19 protein-coding genes are annotated in these 18,103 nt (G+C 68.5%); 13 read left to right on the plus strand and 6 right to left on the minus strand.

Annotation, left to right across the window (positions count from 1 at the left end; translation table 11 throughout):
• Positions 1 to 360 precede the first annotated feature (360 nt).
• From ACWMMN_RS15800 to ACWMMN_RS15820, 5 genes are all read left to right on the plus strand, one after another.
• Positions 361 to 2,199: an EAL domain-containing protein gene (locus ACWMMN_RS15800; RefSeq protein ID WP_174994244.1), complete on the plus strand. Its 1,839-nt coding sequence runs from the start codon at positions 361 to 363 to the stop codon at positions 2,197 to 2,199.
• 463 nt (positions 2,200 to 2,662) lie between these two features.
• A complete protein-coding gene (locus tag ACWMMN_RS15805) occupies positions 2,663 to 3,682 on the plus strand; it encodes a LacI family DNA-binding transcriptional regulator (RefSeq protein WP_059233018.1) in 1,020 nt (339 codons plus the stop codon).
• A complete protein-coding gene (locus ACWMMN_RS15810; RefSeq protein ID WP_059233017.1) occupies positions 3,679 to 4,959 on the plus strand; it encodes an AGE family epimerase/isomerase in 1,281 nt (426 codons plus the stop codon). The genes ACWMMN_RS15805 and ACWMMN_RS15810 overlap by 4 nt, the downstream gene beginning before the upstream one ends.
• Positions 4,956 to 5,864 carry a carbohydrate kinase family protein gene (locus ACWMMN_RS15815; RefSeq protein ID WP_059233016.1) on the plus strand — a complete coding sequence of 303 codons (909 nt, stop codon included), beginning with the start codon at positions 4,956 to 4,958 and terminating at the stop codon, positions 5,862 to 5,864. The genes ACWMMN_RS15810 and ACWMMN_RS15815 overlap by 4 nt, the downstream gene beginning before the upstream one ends.
• 100 nt (positions 5,865 to 5,964) lie before the next feature.
• The gene (locus ACWMMN_RS15820) at positions 5,965 to 6,186 is read left to right on the plus strand and encodes a hypothetical protein (RefSeq protein ID WP_011353424.1); all 222 of its coding nucleotides are present in this window, start codon (positions 5,965 to 5,967) and stop codon (positions 6,184 to 6,186) included.
• Between the two features lie 22 nt (positions 6,187 to 6,208).
• Here ACWMMN_RS15820 and ACWMMN_RS15825 read toward each other — a convergent pair whose 3' ends face one another.
• Together ACWMMN_RS15825 and ACWMMN_RS15830 are read right to left on the minus strand one after the other, a co-directional pair.
• Positions 6,209 to 6,403, minus strand: a complete 195-nt coding sequence (locus tag ACWMMN_RS15825; protein WP_006477606.1) for a DUF2905 domain-containing protein — start codon at positions 6,401 to 6,403, stop codon at positions 6,209 to 6,211.
• 12 nt (positions 6,404 to 6,415) lie between these two features.
• A complete protein-coding gene (locus tag ACWMMN_RS15830) occupies positions 6,416 to 7,606 on the minus strand; it encodes a class I SAM-dependent methyltransferase (RefSeq protein ID WP_059233015.1) in 1,191 nt (396 codons plus the stop codon).
• A 13-nt stretch (positions 7,607 to 7,619) separates the two neighbouring features.
• Here ACWMMN_RS15830 and ACWMMN_RS15835 point away from each other — a divergent pair, with 13 nt between their 5' ends.
• The 7 genes from ACWMMN_RS15835 to ACWMMN_RS15865 all read left to right on the plus strand — a co-directional run bounded on the left by ACWMMN_RS15835 (position 7,620) and on the right by ACWMMN_RS15865 (position 13,979).
• The gene (locus ACWMMN_RS15835; RefSeq protein WP_059233014.1) at positions 7,620 to 8,363 is read left to right on the plus strand and encodes an SDR family oxidoreductase; all 744 of its coding nucleotides are present in this window, start codon (positions 7,620 to 7,622) and stop codon (positions 8,361 to 8,363) included.
• A gap of 78 nt (positions 8,364 to 8,441) precedes the next feature.
• The gene (locus ACWMMN_RS15840; protein ID WP_047899203.1) at positions 8,442 to 8,846 is read left to right on the plus strand and encodes a dihydroneopterin aldolase; all 405 of its coding nucleotides are present in this window, start codon (positions 8,442 to 8,444) and stop codon (positions 8,844 to 8,846) included.
• On the plus strand, positions 8,843 to 9,835 hold the full coding sequence (gene ttcA, locus ACWMMN_RS15845; protein ID WP_059233013.1) for a tRNA 2-thiocytidine(32) synthetase TtcA: 993 nt from the start codon (positions 8,843 to 8,845) through the stop codon (positions 9,833 to 9,835). The genes ACWMMN_RS15840 and ttcA overlap by 4 nt, the downstream gene beginning before the upstream one ends.
• A 134-nt stretch (positions 9,836 to 9,969) precedes the next feature.
• Positions 9,970 to 11,331 (plus strand): bifunctional UDP-N-acetylglucosamine diphosphorylase/glucosamine-1-phosphate N-acetyltransferase GlmU, encoded by a 1,362-nt coding sequence (gene glmU, locus ACWMMN_RS15850; protein ID WP_059233012.1) that lies wholly within the window; start codon positions 9,970 to 9,972, stop codon positions 11,329 to 11,331.
• Between the two features lie 50 nt (positions 11,332 to 11,381).
• On the plus strand, positions 11,382 to 13,199 hold the full coding sequence (glmS, locus tag ACWMMN_RS15855) for a glutamine--fructose-6-phosphate transaminase (isomerizing) (protein ID WP_059233011.1): 1,818 nt from the start codon (positions 11,382 to 11,384) through the stop codon (positions 13,197 to 13,199).
• Positions 13,200 to 13,248: 49 nt separating this feature from the next.
• A complete protein-coding gene (locus tag ACWMMN_RS15860; protein WP_486422840.1) occupies positions 13,249 to 13,761 on the plus strand; it encodes a hypothetical protein in 513 nt (170 codons plus the stop codon).
• Positions 13,761 to 13,979 carry a hypothetical protein gene (locus ACWMMN_RS15865; protein WP_059233009.1) on the plus strand — a complete coding sequence of 73 codons (219 nt, stop codon included), beginning with the start codon at positions 13,761 to 13,763 and terminating at the stop codon, positions 13,977 to 13,979. Before ACWMMN_RS15860 ends, ACWMMN_RS15865 begins: the two co-directional genes overlap by 1 nt.
• A gap of 78 nt (positions 13,980 to 14,057) precedes the next feature.
• Here the strand turns inward: ACWMMN_RS15865 and ACWMMN_RS15870 are convergent, their stop codons facing one another.
• Together ACWMMN_RS15870 and ACWMMN_RS15875 are read right to left on the minus strand one after the other, a co-directional pair.
• A complete protein-coding gene (locus tag ACWMMN_RS15870) occupies positions 14,058 to 14,894 on the minus strand; it encodes an FTR1 family iron permease (protein ID WP_059233008.1) in 837 nt (278 codons plus the stop codon).
• Positions 14,895 to 14,906: 12 nt separating this feature from the next.
• On the minus strand, positions 14,907 to 15,239 hold the full coding sequence (locus tag ACWMMN_RS15875; RefSeq protein WP_011353437.1) for a cupredoxin domain-containing protein: 333 nt from the start codon (positions 15,237 to 15,239) through the stop codon (positions 14,907 to 14,909).
• 329 nt (positions 15,240 to 15,568) lie between these two features.
• On the opposite strand from ACWMMN_RS15875, the gene ACWMMN_RS15880 reads away from it, so the two are divergent.
• Entirely contained in the window at positions 15,569 to 15,769 is a 201-nt protein-coding gene (locus ACWMMN_RS15880; protein WP_059233007.1) for a heavy-metal-associated domain-containing protein, read from the plus strand.
• 58 nt (positions 15,770 to 15,827) lie between these two features.
• On the opposite strand, the gene ACWMMN_RS15885 is transcribed toward ACWMMN_RS15880, so the two are convergent.
• A complete protein-coding gene (locus tag ACWMMN_RS15885) occupies positions 15,828 to 17,318 on the minus strand; it encodes an aldehyde dehydrogenase (protein WP_174994730.1) in 1,491 nt (496 codons plus the stop codon).
• Between the two features lie 88 nt (positions 17,319 to 17,406).
• A complete protein-coding gene (locus tag ACWMMN_RS15890) occupies positions 17,407 to 17,958 on the minus strand; it encodes a cupin domain-containing protein (RefSeq protein WP_042976781.1) in 552 nt (183 codons plus the stop codon).
• Between the last annotated feature and the right edge of the window lie 145 nt (positions 17,959 to 18,103).

Here is an 18,103-nt window from a genome sequence, read left to right on the forward strand (position 1 = left end):
GCCTTCCGCTTTCCGCTTTCCGCTTTCCGCTTTCCGCTTTCCGCTTTCCGCTTTCCGCTTTCCGCTTTCCGCTTTCCGCTTTCCGCTTTCCGCTTTCCGCTTTCCGCTTTCCGCTTTCCGCTTTCCGCTTTCCGCTTTCCGCTTTCCGCCTCCCGCCTCCCGCCTCCCGCCTCACGCCTCACGCCTCACGCCTCACGCCTCACGCTTTCCGCGGCTCCCCGCCAACGCCTTCCGGATACGCGTCGATGCGCGTCCGGCGCGATGCACCAGCAGCGTCCATCGCGTCACAAAATCTTCATTCAATTCTCCGCGAGCGGTGCCGTTAAGCCGGGCGTCCCGTCGATTCGGCTGCCCTCGCCCATGCCCGCGCTCCACTCCGACTCCGCTGCCGCCCGCACCACGCGCCTGATCGCGGATCGCGCGCTCGCCGCCGTTTTCCAGCCGATCGTCGACCTCGGGTCGGGGACGGTCGTCGGTTACGAAGGGCTGATCCGCGGCCCGCGCGGCACCGACCTCGAACCGCCCGCCGCACTGTTCGCGCAGGCCGCGCGCGAAGGCGAAACCATCGCGCTCGAACAGGCCGCCGCGCTGACCTGCCTCGACGCGTTCGCGGCGCTGGGCTGCGACGGCAAGCTGTTCCTCAATTTCAGCGCCGGGACGATCCTCAAGCTCGCCAGCGAACGCGAGCGAGTGCGTCAGTTCCTCGCCCGCGCACAGGTCGCCGCCGAGCGCATCGTGATCGAGCTCACCGAGCAGAACACGATTCCCGATGTCGCCCACATCGGGCCGGCGGTCGCGTCGCTGCGCGACACCGGCATCCAGTTCGCGCTCGACGACTACGGCACCGCGAACGCGAGCATGAACCTGTGGCTGCGCCTGCATCCGGACGTCGTGAAGATCGACCGCTTCTTCATCCACGACATCGCGCGCGACCCGCTCAAGTTCGAGGCCGTGAAAGCGATGCAGCACTTCGCGCAGGCGAGCGGCGCGCAACTGATCGCGGAAGGCATCGAGAACGAATGCGACCTGATCGTCGTGCGCGACATGGGCATCTGCTGCGTGCAGGGCTTCCTGCTCGGCCGGCCGAACGCGCAGCCGTCGCGAGTCGTCGCACCGGCCGCGCGCGATGCGATCCGCGCGCCGCACATCGCGGTGTTTCCCGGCGCGACGCGCCCGGTGCGGCCGGCCGGCACGATCGCCGGAAAGATGCTGGTGCCGGCCCCCGCGCTGCCGCGCGACGCGACCAGCAACGACGTGCTCGACCTGTTCAACCGGATGCCCGACCTGCACGCGGTCGCGCTCGTCGAACGCGGGCGGCCCGTCGCGCTCGTGAATCGCCGCGGCTTCATCGACCGCTTCGCGCTGCCGTATCACCGCGAGGTGTTCGGAAAGAAGCCGTGCCTGCAGTTCGCGAACGACGCGCCGCTGATGATCGACAACGCGACGACGTTCGAGCAGCTCGCGATGCTGCTCGCGAGCCACGACCAGCGCTATCTCGCGGACGGCTTCGTGATCACCGAACACGGCCGCTACGTCGGGCTCGGCACCGGCGAGAGCCTGGTGCGCGCGGTGACCGAGATGCGCATCGAGGCCGCGCGCTACGCGAATCCGCTGACCTTCCTGCCCGGCAACATCCCGATCAGCGCGCACATCGACCGCCTGCTCCAGCGCGACGCCGGCTTTCATGCGTGCTACGTCGACCTGAACCAGTTCAAGCCGTTCAACGACCAGTACGGCTACTGGCAGGGCGACGAGGTGCTGAAGTTCGCGGCGACGGTGCTGGCCGGCGTGTGCGACCCGCAGCGCGACTTTCTCGGCCACGTCGGCGGCGACGATTTCCTCGTGCTGTTCCAGCGCGACGACTGGCGGGAGCGCGCCGCCGACGCGATCGCGCGCTTCAACGACGGTGCGCAGCTCTTCTACACGCAGGCCGACCGGCAGGCAGGCGGGCTGCGTGGCGAGGACCGCCACGGCAACCCGGCGTTCTTCGGCTTCGTGACCATGGCGATCGGCGCGGTTGGCGTGCCGGCCGGCGCGCACGGGGCGAAGCGCTACGGCAGCGACGAGATCGCGTCGGTCGCGGCGCTCGCGAAGCGGCGCGCGAAACAGCAGCCGGACGGGCTCGCGGTCGTCGATCTCGACGCGGGCCGCGCCGCGCTGCGCCAGCGCGGCGAACCGCCGGCCGCGGCGGCCGGCTGAGCGGCACGCGGCACGCGCCGGCGTTTGGCGTTTGGCGTTTGGCGTTTGGCGTTTGGCGTTTGGCGTTTGGCGTTTGGCGTTTGGCGTTTGGCGTTTGGCGTTTGGCGTTTGGCGTTTGGCGAGGACACGGTAACGCCCCGGGCCATGACGGCGGCTGTCCGCACGCCGGCCGGCGCGTTGCGCACCGGCTTCCCGCCTGCCCGCGCAGGCCGCCGGACACGTCCCCGGACACGCGCAACACGCTCGCGTTCCAGCCACTTCCCCACCGCAACGCCCCCCTTCCGGCACCCGAACGCCCACCTTGCCTTTTTCGTGTTTTGTTTAGTATTTTTAGTAACGGCGTTTTCGCAGATTAGCGCTTAAAAACCCGTTATTCGCGGGTATTCCCCGGCTATCCGGCCCGAATTCCGCGATCCGTTTTACTATACAATCGCCTTCACCCTAAACAAACGGACCCCGAACGATGGGTACGACCATTCGCGATGTGGCACGGGCGGCAGAGGTCTCGATCGGCACCGTCTCCCGTGCGCTGAAAAACCAGCCGGGCCTGTCCGAAGCCACGCGTGCGCGCATCGTCGAGATCGCGCAGCAGCTCGGTTACGATCCCGCGCAGCTGCGGCCGCGCATCCGCCGACTCACCTTCCTGCTGCACCGCCAGCACAACCGCTTTCCCGCCAGCCCGTTCTTCTCGCACGTGCTGCACGGCGTCGAGGACGCGTGCCGCGAGCGCGGCATCGTGCCGACGTTGCTGACGGTCGGCCCGAACGACGACGTGCTGCGCCAGATGCGCCCGCATGCGCCCGACGCGATCGCGGTCGCCGGCTTCATCGAGCCCGAGACGATCGAGGCGCTCGCCGCGACCGGCCGGCCGCTCGTGCTGATCGACCTGTGGGCGCCCGGGTTGCGCTCGGTCAATATCGACAACGCGACGGGCGCGGCGCTCGCGATGCGCCACCTGCTCGCCACCGGCCGCTCGCGGATTGCGTTCATCGGCGGCTCGCCCGCGCACTACAGCATCGCGCAGCGCGCGATCGGCTACCGGCGCGCGTTCTTCGACGCCGGGCGGCTGTTCGATCCCGCGTACGAAGTGACGATCGACGCCGGGCTCGACCCCGACACCGGCGCCGCGCGTGCGATGGAGCAGCTGCTCGACGCACCGGGCCCGCGCCCCGAAGCCGTGTTCGCGTACAACGACGCGGCGGCGCTCGCCGCGCAGCGCGTGTGCACCGCGCGCGGCCTGCGGATTCCCGACGACATCGCGATCGTCGGCTTCGACAACATCCCGGCCGCCGCGCACGCGAGCCCGCCGCTCACGACGCTGTCGGTCGACAAGGAAGCCCTCGGCCGCCGCGGCGTCGAGCTGCTGCTCGCCGACGCGCCCGAGCGCACCGAGATTTCCCTGCCCGTCGAGCTGATCGTGCGGGCCAGCAGCCAGCCCGCCGGCTCCCCGGCACTCGATACCGCAACGGTCACCGAATCATGAACATGCCCCCGGTCCAACCCTGCACGGCCGCGCCGGCCGCCCACCCGCAAGCCGCACCGTTCGTCGCGAGCTTCCGCGATCCGTCGTTCCTGCTGTCGCACATCGAGGACACGCTGCGCTTCTACGCGACCAACGCGTTCGACCCGACGGGCGGCTTCTACCATTACTTCCGCGACGACGGCAGCATCTACAACCGCACGTCGCGCCACCTCGTCAGCACCTGCCGGTTCGTTTTCAACTACGCGATGGCGTACCGGCATTTCGGCGACCCGCGCCACCTGGAATACGCGCGCCACGGGCTGCGCTTCCTGCGCGACGCGCACTGGGACGACGAATTGCAGGGCTACGACTGGGAACTCGACTGGCGCGACGGCGCGAAGCGCGAGACGCTCGACGGCACGCGCCACTGCTACGGGCTCGCGTTCGTGCTGCTCGCGGCCGCGCACGCGACGATGGCCGGCATCGACGAGGCCCGCCCGCTGATCGCCGCAACCTACGAACTGGCCGAGCACCGCTTCTGGGATGCGGCCGCAGGCCTGTACGCGGACGACGCGACGCCGAACTGGACCGTGTCGTCGTACCGCGGCCAGAACGCGAACATGCACATGACGGAAGCGCTGCTCGCGGCCTATGAAGCGACCGGCCACCTCACGTACCTCGATCGTGCCGAAAAGCTCGCGACCCACATCACGCAGCGCCAGGCCGCGCTGTCGGGCGGGCTCGTGTGGGAGCACTACCATGCGGACTGGTCGGTCGACTGGGACTACAACAAGGAAGACAGCTCGAACATCTTCCGTCCGTGGGGTTTCCAGCCCGGCCACCAGACCGAATGGGCGAAGCTGCTGCTGATCCTCGAGCGGCACCGCCCGCTCGACTGGCTCGTGCCGCGCGCGGCCGAACTGTTCGATGCGGCGCTCACGCACGCGTGGGACGCCGATCACGGCGGCCTGTACTACGGCTTCGGCCCCGACTTCACGATCTGCGACCACAACAAGTATTTCTGGGTGCAGGCGGAAACCTTCGCGGCGGCCGCGATGCTCGGCGCGCGCACCGGCAGCGAGCGCTTCTGGGACTGGTACGACGAGATCTGGCGCTATAGCTGGGCGCATTTCGTCGATCACCGTTACGGCGCGTGGTACCGGATCCTCACCTGCGACAACCGCAAGTACAGCGACGAGAAGAGTCCGGCCGGCAAGACCGACTATCACACGATGGGCGCGTGCTACGACGTGCTCGCGACGCTCGCCCGCACGCAGCGCAGCGAGCCCACGCAATGAGCGGCGGCACGTTTCCGGCTTTCGTGTCGGCAGGCGACATCCTGACCGACATGGTGCGCGCGGGCGACGCGCAATGGACGTCGGTGCCGGGCGGCGCCGGCTGGAACGTCGCGCGCGCGGTGGCGCGGCTCGGCGTGCCGAGCGCGCTGGCGGGCTCGATCGGCGAAGACTGCTTCTCCGACGAACTGTGGCGTACGAGCGAAGCAGCCGGGCTCGACCTGCGTTTCCTGCAGCGCGTTGCACGGCCGCCGCTGCTCGCGATCGTCCACGAAACGCGGCCGCCCGCGTACTTCTTCATCGGCGAAGCGAGCGCCGATCTCGCGTTCGATCCCGCGCGGCTGCCGGCCGGCTGGAGCGATCACGTGAAATGGGCGCATTTCGGCTGCATCAGCCTCGTGCGCGAACCGCTCGCGGGCACGCTGGCCGCGCTCGCGGCCGACCTGCACGCGCGCGGCGTGAAGATCAGCTTCGATCCGAACGTACGGAACCTGATGACGGCCGCGTACCGGCCGACGCTGGAGAAGATGGCCGCGCTCGCCGACCTGATCAAGGTATCCGACGAGGACCTGCGGCACCTGTTCGGCGGCGACGGCCCCGACGCGGTCGCGGCGGTGCGTGCGCTGAACCCGCGCGCGGCCGTGCTCGTCACGCGCGGCGCGCAGGCGGCGACGCTCTATGCCGACGGCGACGTGCACGAGGCCAGCCCGCCGCGCGTCGAGGTGGCCGACACCGTCGGCGCGGGCGACGCATCGATCGGCGGCATGCTGTTCAGCCTGATGGCCGCGCCGCAGCGCACATGGCGCGAGCATCTCGTATTCGCGCTGGCGGCCGGTGCCGCCGCGTGCCGGCATACGGGCGCGCATGCGCCGACGCTCGACGAGGTCGTCGCGCTGATCGAACGCTGATGGAAATGCGGTGACCGGACACTGTTCGGTCACCGATAAGCGACGCTGACCATACTGCGCCGCAGTGCTACGATGAAGTGTCCTTTTGCGGGAGAGCACGATGGACACGAACACGTTCACGAAAGGCATCTACACGGCCAAGGCGCATACCCAGCATGCGGGCAACGGGCAGTTCCAGGGTTACGTGATCCTCGCGCGCGACGACGGCGACGACACCGAGAACACACGTTACGACGTCCACTCGACGAGCCCCAGCGAGGAAGAAGCGTTCGACGAGGCGAAGGCGCTCGCGCACCGGATCCTCGGCGAGATCGAGCTGTAACGCCCCCCCTTTTCGGCGCGGCTCAGAGCAGCCGCGCCACCATCGATAGCAGCATCGTCAGCACCAGCGTCGACATGAACGGGAACGGGTAGCGCCGCCCGCCGAGCGTCAGCGTGACGTCGCCCGGCATCCGCCCGATGCCGAGCTTGCCGAGCCACGGCCAGCAGCGCGTCAGGATCATCACCGCGATGAACGTCGTCAACAGCCAGCGCAGCATGCCGGGCTCCCGTCAGAGTGCGTGCGAGCGGTCGCCGCGCGCGAACGCGTCGAGCGTGCCGTCGATGCCGCGCGAGAACGCGATCACCTTGAACAGCTCGCCCATCTCGGCTTCCGAGATCAGCTTCTGCACCGCGTTCGCGGCCGGCAGGAACGCGCGGATGTCGGACGGGTCGATCGCGGCCAGCGCGTCGGTGATGCCCGCGTTCAGCAGGAAGCGCGCCTGCGACGTGTAGCCGAGCAGGTCGGCGCCGGTCGCGACGGCCGCATCGTAGATGCCGGTGAATTCGACATGCGCTGTGATGTCCTGCAGGCCGGGGTAAAGGAACGGATCATCGTGCGCATGGTGACGGTAGTGGCACATCAGCGTGCCGCGGTCGCGCTGCGGGTGATAGAACTCGTGCGCCGGAAAGCCGTAGTCGACCAGCAGCACCGCGCCGCGCGCGAGCATCGTGCAGACGGTGCGCGTGAACGCCAGCGCGGCCTCGTGCGTTTCGGTCACGTAGCCGTCGCCGACGTCGAGCCCCGCGAGCACCGGCGGCAGGCCGGCCGCGCCGGCAGGCCGGTCGTCGAACACGAACGCCTGCTGCGCGTCGAGCGCGACGCCGCGCTCGTGCCACGCGCCGTCCGCCTTCGCGAACAGCCGCACCGGCATCGCGTCGAGCACCTCGTTGCCGACCACGACGCCCTCGAACCGCTCGGGCAGCGCATCGAGCCAGCGCACCTTCGCGGCCAGCGCCGGCGCGGCGGCCTCGATCGTGTCGCGCTGCCGTTCGCGCAGTTCGCCGGACAGGTCGACGATCAGGTATTCGTCAAGTTCGACGCCCTGCGCGTCGAGCGCGGCGAGCAGCCCGGCCGCGAGCTTGCCCGTGCCGGCGCCGAATTCCATCACGCGGCGCGTGCCGCTCGCCGCGAGCGCTTCCGCGACCGGCTGCGCGAGCGTCTGCGCGAACAGCGGCGACAGCTCGGGCGCGGTGACGAAGTCGCTGCCGTCGTCGGCGCGGCGCCCGAACTTGCGTGCGCCGCCGCTGTAATAGCCGAGGCCCGGCGCATACAGCGCGCGCTCCATGAAGCGGTCGAACGGCAGCCAGCCGCCGGCCGCCGCGAGCTCGTCGCGCAGTTGCGCGGCAAGGGTTTCGGACTGCGCGAGCGCGTCGGGGCCGGGAGCAGGTAAACTAGCGGGTTCGTGAGCTTTCGGGTTCATCCCGGCATTGTAAATGACCGTTTCAGCCGATACGTCGACCCCGCGCGTGGTGCTCGTCACGGGCGCCCTGGGCAGCGCAGCCGACGCCGCATCGATCGGCCGTGCGCTCGCGACCGGTTTCGCCCGCCGCGGCTGGGACGTCGCGTTGCAGCGCAGCCACGGCGCGCCGCGCGCGGCCGCCGATGCGCTCGTCGCCGAAGTCGCGGCGCTCGGCCGCCGCGCGGCCGTGCTCGACGCCGATCTGGCCCTGGAAGCCGATGCGGCCGCCGTCGTCGCCGCGTGCTGCGAAGCGCTCGGCCGGCCGGCGTGCGCGGTGTTCGTCAGCGCCAGCGCGGGCGCCGACGACGCGCAAACGGTCGACGGCGCATCGCTCGCCGGCGCGCTCGCGCGCAACGTGACCGCGCCGCTCGCAGTGGCCCGTGCGCTCGCCGACGCGACGCCCGACGCCGCGCGCGAGCATGAAGCGCTGCGCGCCTGCGCGATCCACGTGCTGGATCAGGCCCTGTTTCACCCGGCGCCGGCGCAGCTGTCGCACGCGCTGATGCAGGCCGCGCTGAACCGCGCGACGTCGGCGCTGGCGCTGGCGCTCGCGCCGAAGGTGCGGGTCGCGGCGCTCGTGCGCGGCCACGCGCCGCACGCGGACGACATCGCGGCGGCCGCCTGCTATCTCGCGAGCGCGCCCGGCGTGACGGGCGCGACGCTGACCGTCGACGGCGGCGAGCACCTCGTGCCGCCTGCCGCCGGCCCGAATGAATGAACTGCGCGGATCGCGCGGCCTGACTGCCGCCGCCCGCGCCGCTTTGCGTGCGCGCACGCCAATTTGACTGGGACGACCATGTTTTCCGCTCTCCTGCACCCCCGCCTCGCGGATTGCCGCAGGCTCTACCTGCGCGACTACGAGGTGCACATCAACATCGGGGCCTTCGAACACGAGAAGCGCGGCGAGCAGCGCGTCGTCATCAACGTCGACCTGTTCGTGCCGCTCGCGCTGTCCACCCCCGTCGACGACCGGCTGCATGAAGTCGTCGACTACGACCTGATGAAGCAGAGCGTCGCGCAATGCGTGGCGCGCGGCCACATCCATCTGCAGGAAACGCTGTGCGACGCGATCGCCGCGCGCCTGCTGGCGCACGATGCCGTGCGCGCGGTACGCGTCTGTACCGAGAAACCGGACGCCTATCCGGACTGCGACGCCGTCGGCGTCGAAGTCTTTCGCATCAAGGACGAGGAGCGCGCATGAACGCCCCCCACATGAATGACACGGCGGCCGATGCCGCCCCCCTCGACGACGCCGCCCCGGCCGGCCGCCCGGTGCTGACGCGCCGCGAACAGAAGGACGCGTACGAGAACAACAAGCTGTTCAAGCGGATCGTGCGCCAGGTCGGCCAGGCGATCGGCGACTTCAACATGATCGAGCAAGGCGACAAGGTGATGGTGTGCCTGTCGGGCGGCAAGGACAGCTACGCGATGCTCGACGTGTTGCTGCGCCTGCGCGAGCGCGCGCCGATCGACTTCGACATCGTCGCGGTGAACCTCGACCAGAAGCAGCCGGGCTTCCCGGAGCACGTGCTGCCGGAATACCTGAAGCAGGTCGGCGTGCCGTTCCACATCGAGAACCAGGACACCTACAGCATCGTCAAGCGGCTCGTACCCGAAGGCAAGACGACCTGCTCGCTGTGCTCGCGGCTGCGCCGCGGGATCCTGTATCGGGTGGCCGGCGAGCTCGGCGCGACCAAGATCGCGCTCGGCCACCACCGCGACGACATCGTGCAGACGCTGCTGCTCAACATGTTCTACGGCGGCAAGCTGAAGGGGATGCCGCCGAAGCTGCAGTCGGACGACGGCAAGAACATCGTGATCCGCCCGCTCGCCTACGTGAAGGAAACCGATCTGGAGAAATACGCGGAGCTGCGCGAATTCCCGATCATCCCGTGCAACCTGTGCGGCAGCCAGCCGAACCTGAAGCGCGCGGAAATGAAGGCGCTGATCCGCGAATGGGACAAGCGCTTCCCGGGCCGCGTCGAGAACATGTTCAACGCGCTCGCGAAGGTCGTGCCGTCGCACCTGATGGATACGACGCTGCACCCGTTCCAGTCGCTGCGCGCGACAGGCGTTGCCGATCCGCAAGGCGACATCGCGTTCGACGAGGAACCGTGCGCATCGGGCGACGACACCTCGGCGCCGGGCGCGGCCCGGCCGATCTCGATCGTCCAGTTCGACGACCTGTAAGCGGGGCCGGAACGCCGCCGGAACCGGGGCCCGCGCCCCCTTTCCGGCGCTGTCGCCCCGCCGCGACAGGCCCGGAACGGCGGGGGCCGCATGCTAAAATGGACGGCTTCGAACTCCTCTGACAAGCTGGCGCCATGAATATCGTGATTTTGGCGGCAGGCACCGGCAAGCGCATGCGTTCCGCGCTGCCGAAAGTGCTTCACCCCCTGGCCGGCAGGCCGCTCCTCTCCCACGTCATCGACACCGCGCGCACGCTGCAGCCGTCCCGGCTCGTCGTCGTCGTCGGTCACGGCGCCGAGCAGGTCCAGGCCGCCGTCGCCGCACCCGATGTCCAGTTCGCGGTGCAGGCCGAGCAGCTCGGCACCGGCCATGCGGTGCGCCAGGCGCTGCCGCTCCTCGATCCCGCCCAACCGACGCTCGTGCTGTACGGCGACGTGCCGCTCACGCGCGCATCGACGCTGCAGCGCCTCGTCGACGCCGCGCGCGAAGGCCGCTACGGGATTCTGACCGTCACGCTCGACGACCCGACCGGCTATGGCCGCATCGTGCGCGACGCATCGGGCTTCGTCACGCGCATCGTCGAGCAGAAGGACGCGTCGCCGGACGAGTTGAGGATCGCCGAGATCAACACGGGCATCATCGTCACGCCGACGGCCCAGCTGTCGATGTGGCTCGGCGCGCTGAAGAACGAAAACGCGCAGGGCGAGTACTACCTGACCGACGTCGTCGAACTCGCGATCGAGGCCGGCTTCGAGGTCGTCACGTCGCAGCCCGACGAGGAATGGGAAACGCTCGGCGTGAACAGCAAGGCGCAGCTCGCGGAACTCGAGCGGATTCACCAGCGCAATGTCGCGAACACGCTGCTCGTCGACGGCGTCACGCTCGCCGATCCGGCGCGCCTCGACGTGCGCGGCACGCTGCACTGCGGCCGCGACGTGTCGATCGACGTGAACTGCGTGTTCGAAGGTAACGTGACGCTCGCCGACAACGTGACGATCGGCCCGAACTGCGTGATCCGCAATGCGTCGGTCGGCGCCGGCACGCGCATCGACGCGTTCACGCATATCGACGGCGCCGCGCTCGGCGCGAACACCGTGATCGGCCCGTACGCACGGCTGCGCCCGGGCGCGCAGCTCGCGGACGAAGCCCACGTCGGCAACTTCGTCGAGGTGAAGAACGCGGTGATCGGCCACGGTTCGAAGGCGAACCACCTCACGTACATCGGCGACGCCGACATCGGCGCGCGCGTGAACATCGGCGCGGGCACGATCACCTGCAACTACGACGGCGCGAACAAGTTCCGCACCGTGATCGAGGACGACGTGTTCGTCGGCTCCGACACGCAGCTCGTCGCGCCCGTGCGCGTCGGCCGCGGCGTGACGATCGCCGCCGGCACGACGATCTGGAAGGACGTGGCCGACGGCCTGCTCGCATTGAACGAGAAGACCCAGACCGCGAAGAGCGGTTACGTCCGCCCGGTCAAGAAGAAAACTTAACATCACGCGGGTGCCCTACGGCATCCGCTTCGACATAGAAGGTAGATTTCATGTGCGGCATTGTCGGCGCAGTTGCGCAGCGTAATATCGTTCCGGTGCTGATCGAAGGTTTGCGGCGCCTCGAATACCGTGGCTACGACTCGTGCGGCGTCGCCGTGCTCGAGCCGGGCGCACCGAAGCGCGCGCGCAGCGTCGCACGTGTCGCCGATCTCGACACGCAGGTGCGCGAGTCGCACCTCGAAGGCACGACGGGCGTCGCGCACACGCGCTGGGCCACGCATGGCGCGCCCGTCACGCACAACGCGCACCCGATCTTCTCGTCGGACGCGCTCGCGCTCGTGCACAACGGCATCATCGAGAACTTCGAGCCGCTGCGCGACGCGCTGCGTGCGAAGGGCTACGAATTCGTGTCGCAGACCGACACCGAGGTGATCGCCCACCTCGTGCACAGCCTGTACCGCGGCAACCTGTTCGACGCCGTGCGCGAAGCCGTGCATCAGCTGCACGGCGCGTATGCGATCGCCGTGATCCACAAGGACCAGCCGCACACCGTCGTCGGCGCGCGCCAGGGTTCGCCGCTCGTCGTCGGTCACGGCGACGGCGAGAACTTCCTCGCGTCCGACGCGCTCGCGCTCGCGGGCAGCACCGACCGCTTCACGTTCCTCGAGGAAGGCGACGTGTGCGAGCTGTCGCTCGACGGCGTGACGATCGTCGACCGCCTCGGCGCCACCGTGCAACGTGAAATCCGCGTCGTCAGCGCGTACGGCGGCGCGGTCGAGCTCGGCCCGTATCGCCACTTCATGCAGAAGGAAATCTTCGAGCAGCCGCGCGCGATCAGCGATACCGTGCCGCAGACGGAAGCGTTCGACGCGACGCTGTTCGGCGACGCCGCGCCCGCCGCGTTCGCGGAGATCGACAGCCTGCTGATCCTCGCGTGCGGCACGAGCTACTACTCGGGCCTCACCGCGAAGTACTGGCTCGAATCGATCGCGAAGATCCCGACCCAGGTCGAGATCGCCAGCGAGTACCGCTATCGCGAATCGGTGCCGAACCCGCGCCAGCTCGTGCTCGTGATCTCGCAGTCGGGCGAGACGGCCGATACGCTCGCGGCGCTCAAGCATGCGCAGTCGCTCGGCCACACGCATACCCTCGCCGTCTGCAACGTCGCGACGAGCGCGATGGTGCGCCTGACCGAGATGCAATTCCTGACGCACGCGGGCACCGAGATCGGTGTCGCGTCGACGAAGGCGTTCACGACGCAGCTCGTCGCGCTGTTCGTGCTGGCCGCGACGCTCGGCAAGCTGCGCGGGCACGTCGACGCCGCGCAGGAAGCCGAATTCCTGAAGCAGCTGCGCCACCTGCCGGCCGCGCTGAACAGCGTGCTCGTGCTGGAGCCGCAGATCATCGCGTGGTCGGAAGAATTCGCACGCAAGGAAAACGCGCTGTTCCTCGGCCGCGGGCTGCACTACCCGATCGCGCTCGAAGGCGCGCTGAAGCTGAAGGAAATCTCGTACATCCACGCCGAGGCCTATCCGGCCGGCGAACTGAAGCACGGGCCGCTCGCGCTCGTCACGGAAGCGATGCCGGTCGTCACGGTCGCGCCGAACGACACGCTGCTCGAGAAGCTGAAGTCGAACATGCAGGAAGTGCGCGCGCGCGGCGGCGAGCTGTACGTGTTCGCCGATGCCGATACGCAGATCGTCAACGACGACGGCCTGCACGTGATCCGGATGCCGGAGCACTACGGCCAGCTGTCGCCGATCCTGCACGTCGTGCCGCTGCAGTTGCTCGCGTATCACACCGCGTGTGCGCGCGGCACCGACGTCGACAAGCCGCGGAACCTCGCGAAATCGGTGACGGTGGAGTAAGGCGAAATGCCGGTCGGCGCGGCGCGCTGACAAGACAGACGGAGAGACAATGGTAAGACTGTTTGGATGTGGCTTGCTGGCGCTGACGTTCGCGTCGACTGGCTGGGCCGCCGAGCACTATGTCGAGGTCTGGAACCCGCCCGAGGCGCGGCATCCCGCGGCACGCACACCGGATGCCCGTACGCCGGATGCCCGTATGCCGGATGCCCGTACGCCGGATGCCCGTATGCCGGCCCCGCACACGGGCGCCGACGTACGCACCGGCAAGGGCGCGGAGAAGCACGCGAGCGCCACGCCGAAAGCCGCCGCGAAACCGCACAAGCGCCGCGTCGCGCAGGCCGTGAAAGCCGGTTCGCATCGCCCGGCAGCCACCGCGACCGACACGCCGGCTGCACCGCGCCCGGTCGCGCAACCTGCGCCTGGCCGTCTCACGGTGATGCACCCTGCCGGCGCCGACGAGACGCACGCGCTAAGCTTCTCCAACATCCCGCGTCAATACACGCCGGACGGCAACGTGCTGCAGGTCGGCACGCACGGCCGCTCCGCGGAGGTGACTCGATAATGGAAGCGCAGACCTACCACGGCTACCAGATCTGGGGCCACGCGATCCTGCAGCAGGACGAGATCATGCAGCCGGAACGCTTCGCGGCAAGCGGCACGATCACGCAGAACAACCGGCTCGTGGAAGCGTCCGGCGTACTCGGCGTGTTCGACACCGAAGACGACGCGCGCAATGCGGGGCTCGAATGGGCCCGCGCGTGGATCGACAACCACAGTTGACCGAACCCGGTTGCACGCATCGCACATGAAAGAAGGGGCGTCCATGACGCCCCTTCTTTCATTCGAACCCGGGAAAACTCACGCAGCGGCGCGCGGCGGCCTCACCGTCTCCTGCGGCCGGCCGACGAGCCGTGCCAGCACGAGAATCGCCACCAGCGTCGCGACGTACGCGGCAATCTGGATGCCCGCAGGACGCGCGGTATAGCCGATCAGCGTATGCAGTGCCTTGCCGACGATGCTCGATTCCTTGAGCAGCCACGACGTATCCCAGACCGCATCGCCCCACGACGGCACGAGGCCCGCAGCCAGCAGGAAGCCGACGCACTGGCTCGCCATCCCCGCCGCGAGCAGCACGATCAGCGCGTTGGTCACGGAGAACAGGCGCTTCAACGGAATCTGCAGCAGGCCCGCATACATCGCATAGCCGAGCCCGGCGCCGCCGAGCACGCCGAGCAGCCCGCCGGCGATCATCTGCGGCGTCTGTCCCGGATCGCCCGCCGCGATCCCGTACAGGAACAGCACGGCCTCGGAACCCTCGCGCAGCACCGCGACGCCGACCACGATGGCCAGCCCCGTCAGCGGCCGGCTGCCGGCCGCCACAGCCCGGCCGACCTCACCCATGTGCAGCGCCATCTCGCGGCCGTGCCGGCTCATCCAGATGCAGTGCCACGCGAGCATCAGCGTCGCGACGAACATCACGCCCGCGTTGAAGACTTCCTGCCCCATGCCGGACGCCCATTGCGAGATCACGTCGGCGAACGCCGCGATCAGGCCGGCGCCGATCACGCCGCCGGCCAGCCCGCCGCTCACCCACCAGCCGCGTCGCGGCACGCCCTTCGTGGCGGCCATCACGATCGAGACCACCAGCGCGGCCTCGAGCACTTCACGAAAGACGATCAGGGCAGTAGACAGCATGTCGGTATCGGCTTACTTGACGGTCAGGTGCGTCTTCGACTGCGCTTCGTGATACTCGTCGTGGAATTCGTAAGTACCGGCCTTCAGCGGCCCGACCAGGATCTCGACCGACTTGCCGGCCGGCACGACCTTCTCCGCCTTGAAGTCGTCGCTCTCGAATTCCGCGGGCGTCGCGTCGAGGTTCTTCACGACGAATTTCACCTTCTTGCCGGCGGGAATCGTCACGCCGTCGGGCGAAAACTTGTGGTCCTTCAGGGTCAGGTTGACGACGTCGTCGGCAGCGAATGCGGACGTTGCCGATGCGCCCAGCAGGGCCAGCGCGAAGCCAAAAGCAAAACGATTCATGGTCGGAAGCGGAGAACGGATCTTGAGGGGAATCGATACTAAGAGCGATTCGCATTTCCTCATTGAATGCCCGCGTTGCCGCTATGGGGATCGCGCTTCATACCGTTTCGCCGAGCGTTGTCCGGAAAGGCTTTTCCCGGCGCGCGACACGGCACGGCCGCGGTCAATCGGGCCAAACACCGACCGGCATGGCGGCAGCGCGCCGATTCGTCCGATTACAGCCATACGCATCATCGGCCGCAAGGTATCCTGCACACAACGCTTGACCTTCCCACCATGGCAAACTTCATGCTGACGGTGTTCGTCAATCGTCAACTCAGGAGAACACGATGGAATTCGAAGTCCAGGACATGACCTGCGGCGGCTGCGCCAATGCGATCACGCGCGCGGTGACGGCCGCCGATCCCGCCGCGAAGCTCGACATCGACGTCGCGGCGAAGATCGTCAAGGTCGAATCGGCGCAAGGCGCGCAGCGCGTGCAGTCGATCATCGAAGCCGCCGGCTTCCACCCCGCGCTGCGCAGCGCATAACGCGCGCACGATGGCTGGCGCACCGCCGAACGGCGATGCGCCGGCGCCCGGCATCGCGTCAGCGCAGCCGGATCAGCGTCGACTTCAGCTCGGTGTACTTCTCGAGCGCGTGCAGCGACTTGTCGCGGCCGTTGCCCGACTGCTTGTAGCCGCCGAACGGGAAGTTCATGTCGCCGCCTTCGTCATAGCAGTTCACCCACACGGTGCCCGCACGCAGCCGGCGCGACACGTCGTGCGCGGTCGTCAGGTTCGACGTCCACACGGCCGCGGCCAGCCCGTATTCGGTGTCGTTCGCGATCCGCACGGCCTCGTCGACGTCGTCGAACACGATCACCGACAACACGGGCCCGAAGATCTCCTCGCGCGCGATCTTCGCATCGGGCTTCACCTCGAACACCGTCGGCTCGACGTAGAAGCCGCCCGTCTCCTGCTTCACGCGCGCACCGCCCGTGACGAGCCGGCCTTCGCTGCGTCCTGCGTCGATATAACCGAGCACGCGCTCGAGCTGGATGCCGTCGACGATCGCCCCCATCGACACCGACGGATCGAGCGGGTTGCCCGGCACGTATGCGCGTGCAGCCGCGACGAGCTTCTCGATGAACGCATCCTTGATGTCGCGATGCACGAGCAGCCGCGAGCCGGCCGTGCACATCTCGCCCATGTTGTAGAAGATCGCACCGGCCGCGGTCTGCGCCGCGCGGTCGAGGTCGGGGCAATCGGACAGCACGATGTTCGGCGACTTGCCGCCAAGCTCGAGCCACGCGCGCTTCAGGTTCGACTGCGCGGCGTACTGCATGATCAGCTTGCCGACGGCCGTCGAGCCCGTGAACGCGATGCAGTCGACGTCGCGATGCAGCGCGAGCAGCTTGCCCGGCTCGCCGGCGCCCGGCACGACGTTGAACACGCCGGCCGGGATACCGGCTTCGAACGCGAGCTGCGCGACGCGGATCGCGGTCAGCGGCGATTTCTCCGACGGCTTCAGCACGACGCTGTTGCCGGCCGCGAGCGCGGGACCGAATTTCCATGCGGCCATCAGGATCGGGAAGTTCCACGGCACGACGGCCGCCACCACGCCGACCGGCTCGCGCGTGACGAGCCCGACCAGATGATGGTCGGCCGGCGCGACCTCGCCGCCGACCTTGTCGATCGCTTCCGCAAACCATTCGACACAGTACGCGGCGCCCGGCACGTCGACCGTCGTCGTATCGCCGATCGGCTTGCCGGCGTCGAGCGTCTCGAGCAGCGACAGCTCGTCGAGATGCTCGCGCATCAGCGCGGCCCAGCGCAGCAGCACGGCCTTGCGCGCGCGCGGATTCAGGCCGGCCCACACGCCTGCGTCGAATGCGCGGCGTGCGGCCGCGACGGCTGCGTTCACGTCCGCTTCGCCGCAGTCGGCGACCTTCGCCAGCACGCGGCCGTCGATCGGGCTCACGCAGTCGAACGTCTTGCCGCCGTGCGCGTCGCGCGACGCGCCGTCGATGAATGCGCGCCCTTCGATCTCGAGCGACGCCGCCTTGTCCTGCCAGTCAGCCAAAGTCAACTTGTTCATCAGGATGCCTCAATGTTGTGACATTCGCGATGCGGCACGCCGCGCGCGTCGCGCGCGGCCGGCCGTCAGCGAATGCGGTGACGCGCGGTCAGAAGGTCGCCGGCGAATTGGCCGAGACGACCTCGCAGATCAGATCCGCGCTGGGATTGCGAAAACGGTGCGGCAAACGGCTTTCGAAGTAGTAGCCGTCTCCGGGGTCGAGCAGCCACGTCGCGCCGTCGACGGTCAGCTCGAGCCGGCCCGACACGACGACACCGCCCTCGTGCCCCGCGTGCACGAGCATCTCGGGCCCCGTGTCGGCGTGCGGCTGATAGATCTCGCGCAGGATGCACATGTTGCGATCCTTCACGCTCGCGCCGACCAGATGAAACGCGAGCGTGTCGTTGCCGAGGTTCGGCATTTCGTCACGGCGCGACACGACCGAGCGCGATTCGACGAGCTCGAACGTGAAGAACTCCGCGAGGCTCATCGGGATGCATTCGAGCAACTTCTTCAGCGAGCCGACCGACGGGCTCACGCGCCCCTGTTCGATCAGCGAGATCGTGCCGTTGGTCACGCCGGCGCGCTTCGCGAGTTCGCGCTGCGACAGGCCATGCTTGTTGCGCACGAAGCGCAGGCGCTCGGCGACTTCGGTGGACATCGATTCGGTTTCGGACACGATAAGTGCGATGACAAAGTGAAACGACGCAGTGGACAGCCGTTGAATATTCTAATCACTTTATGCCGCAGATCAGCGGGGAAAACCCTGAAAGGCGTTCGAAATAATGAACACCAAGTCGATTATT

This window comes from Burkholderia cepacia complex sp. TUM26381, assembly GCF_057439935.1.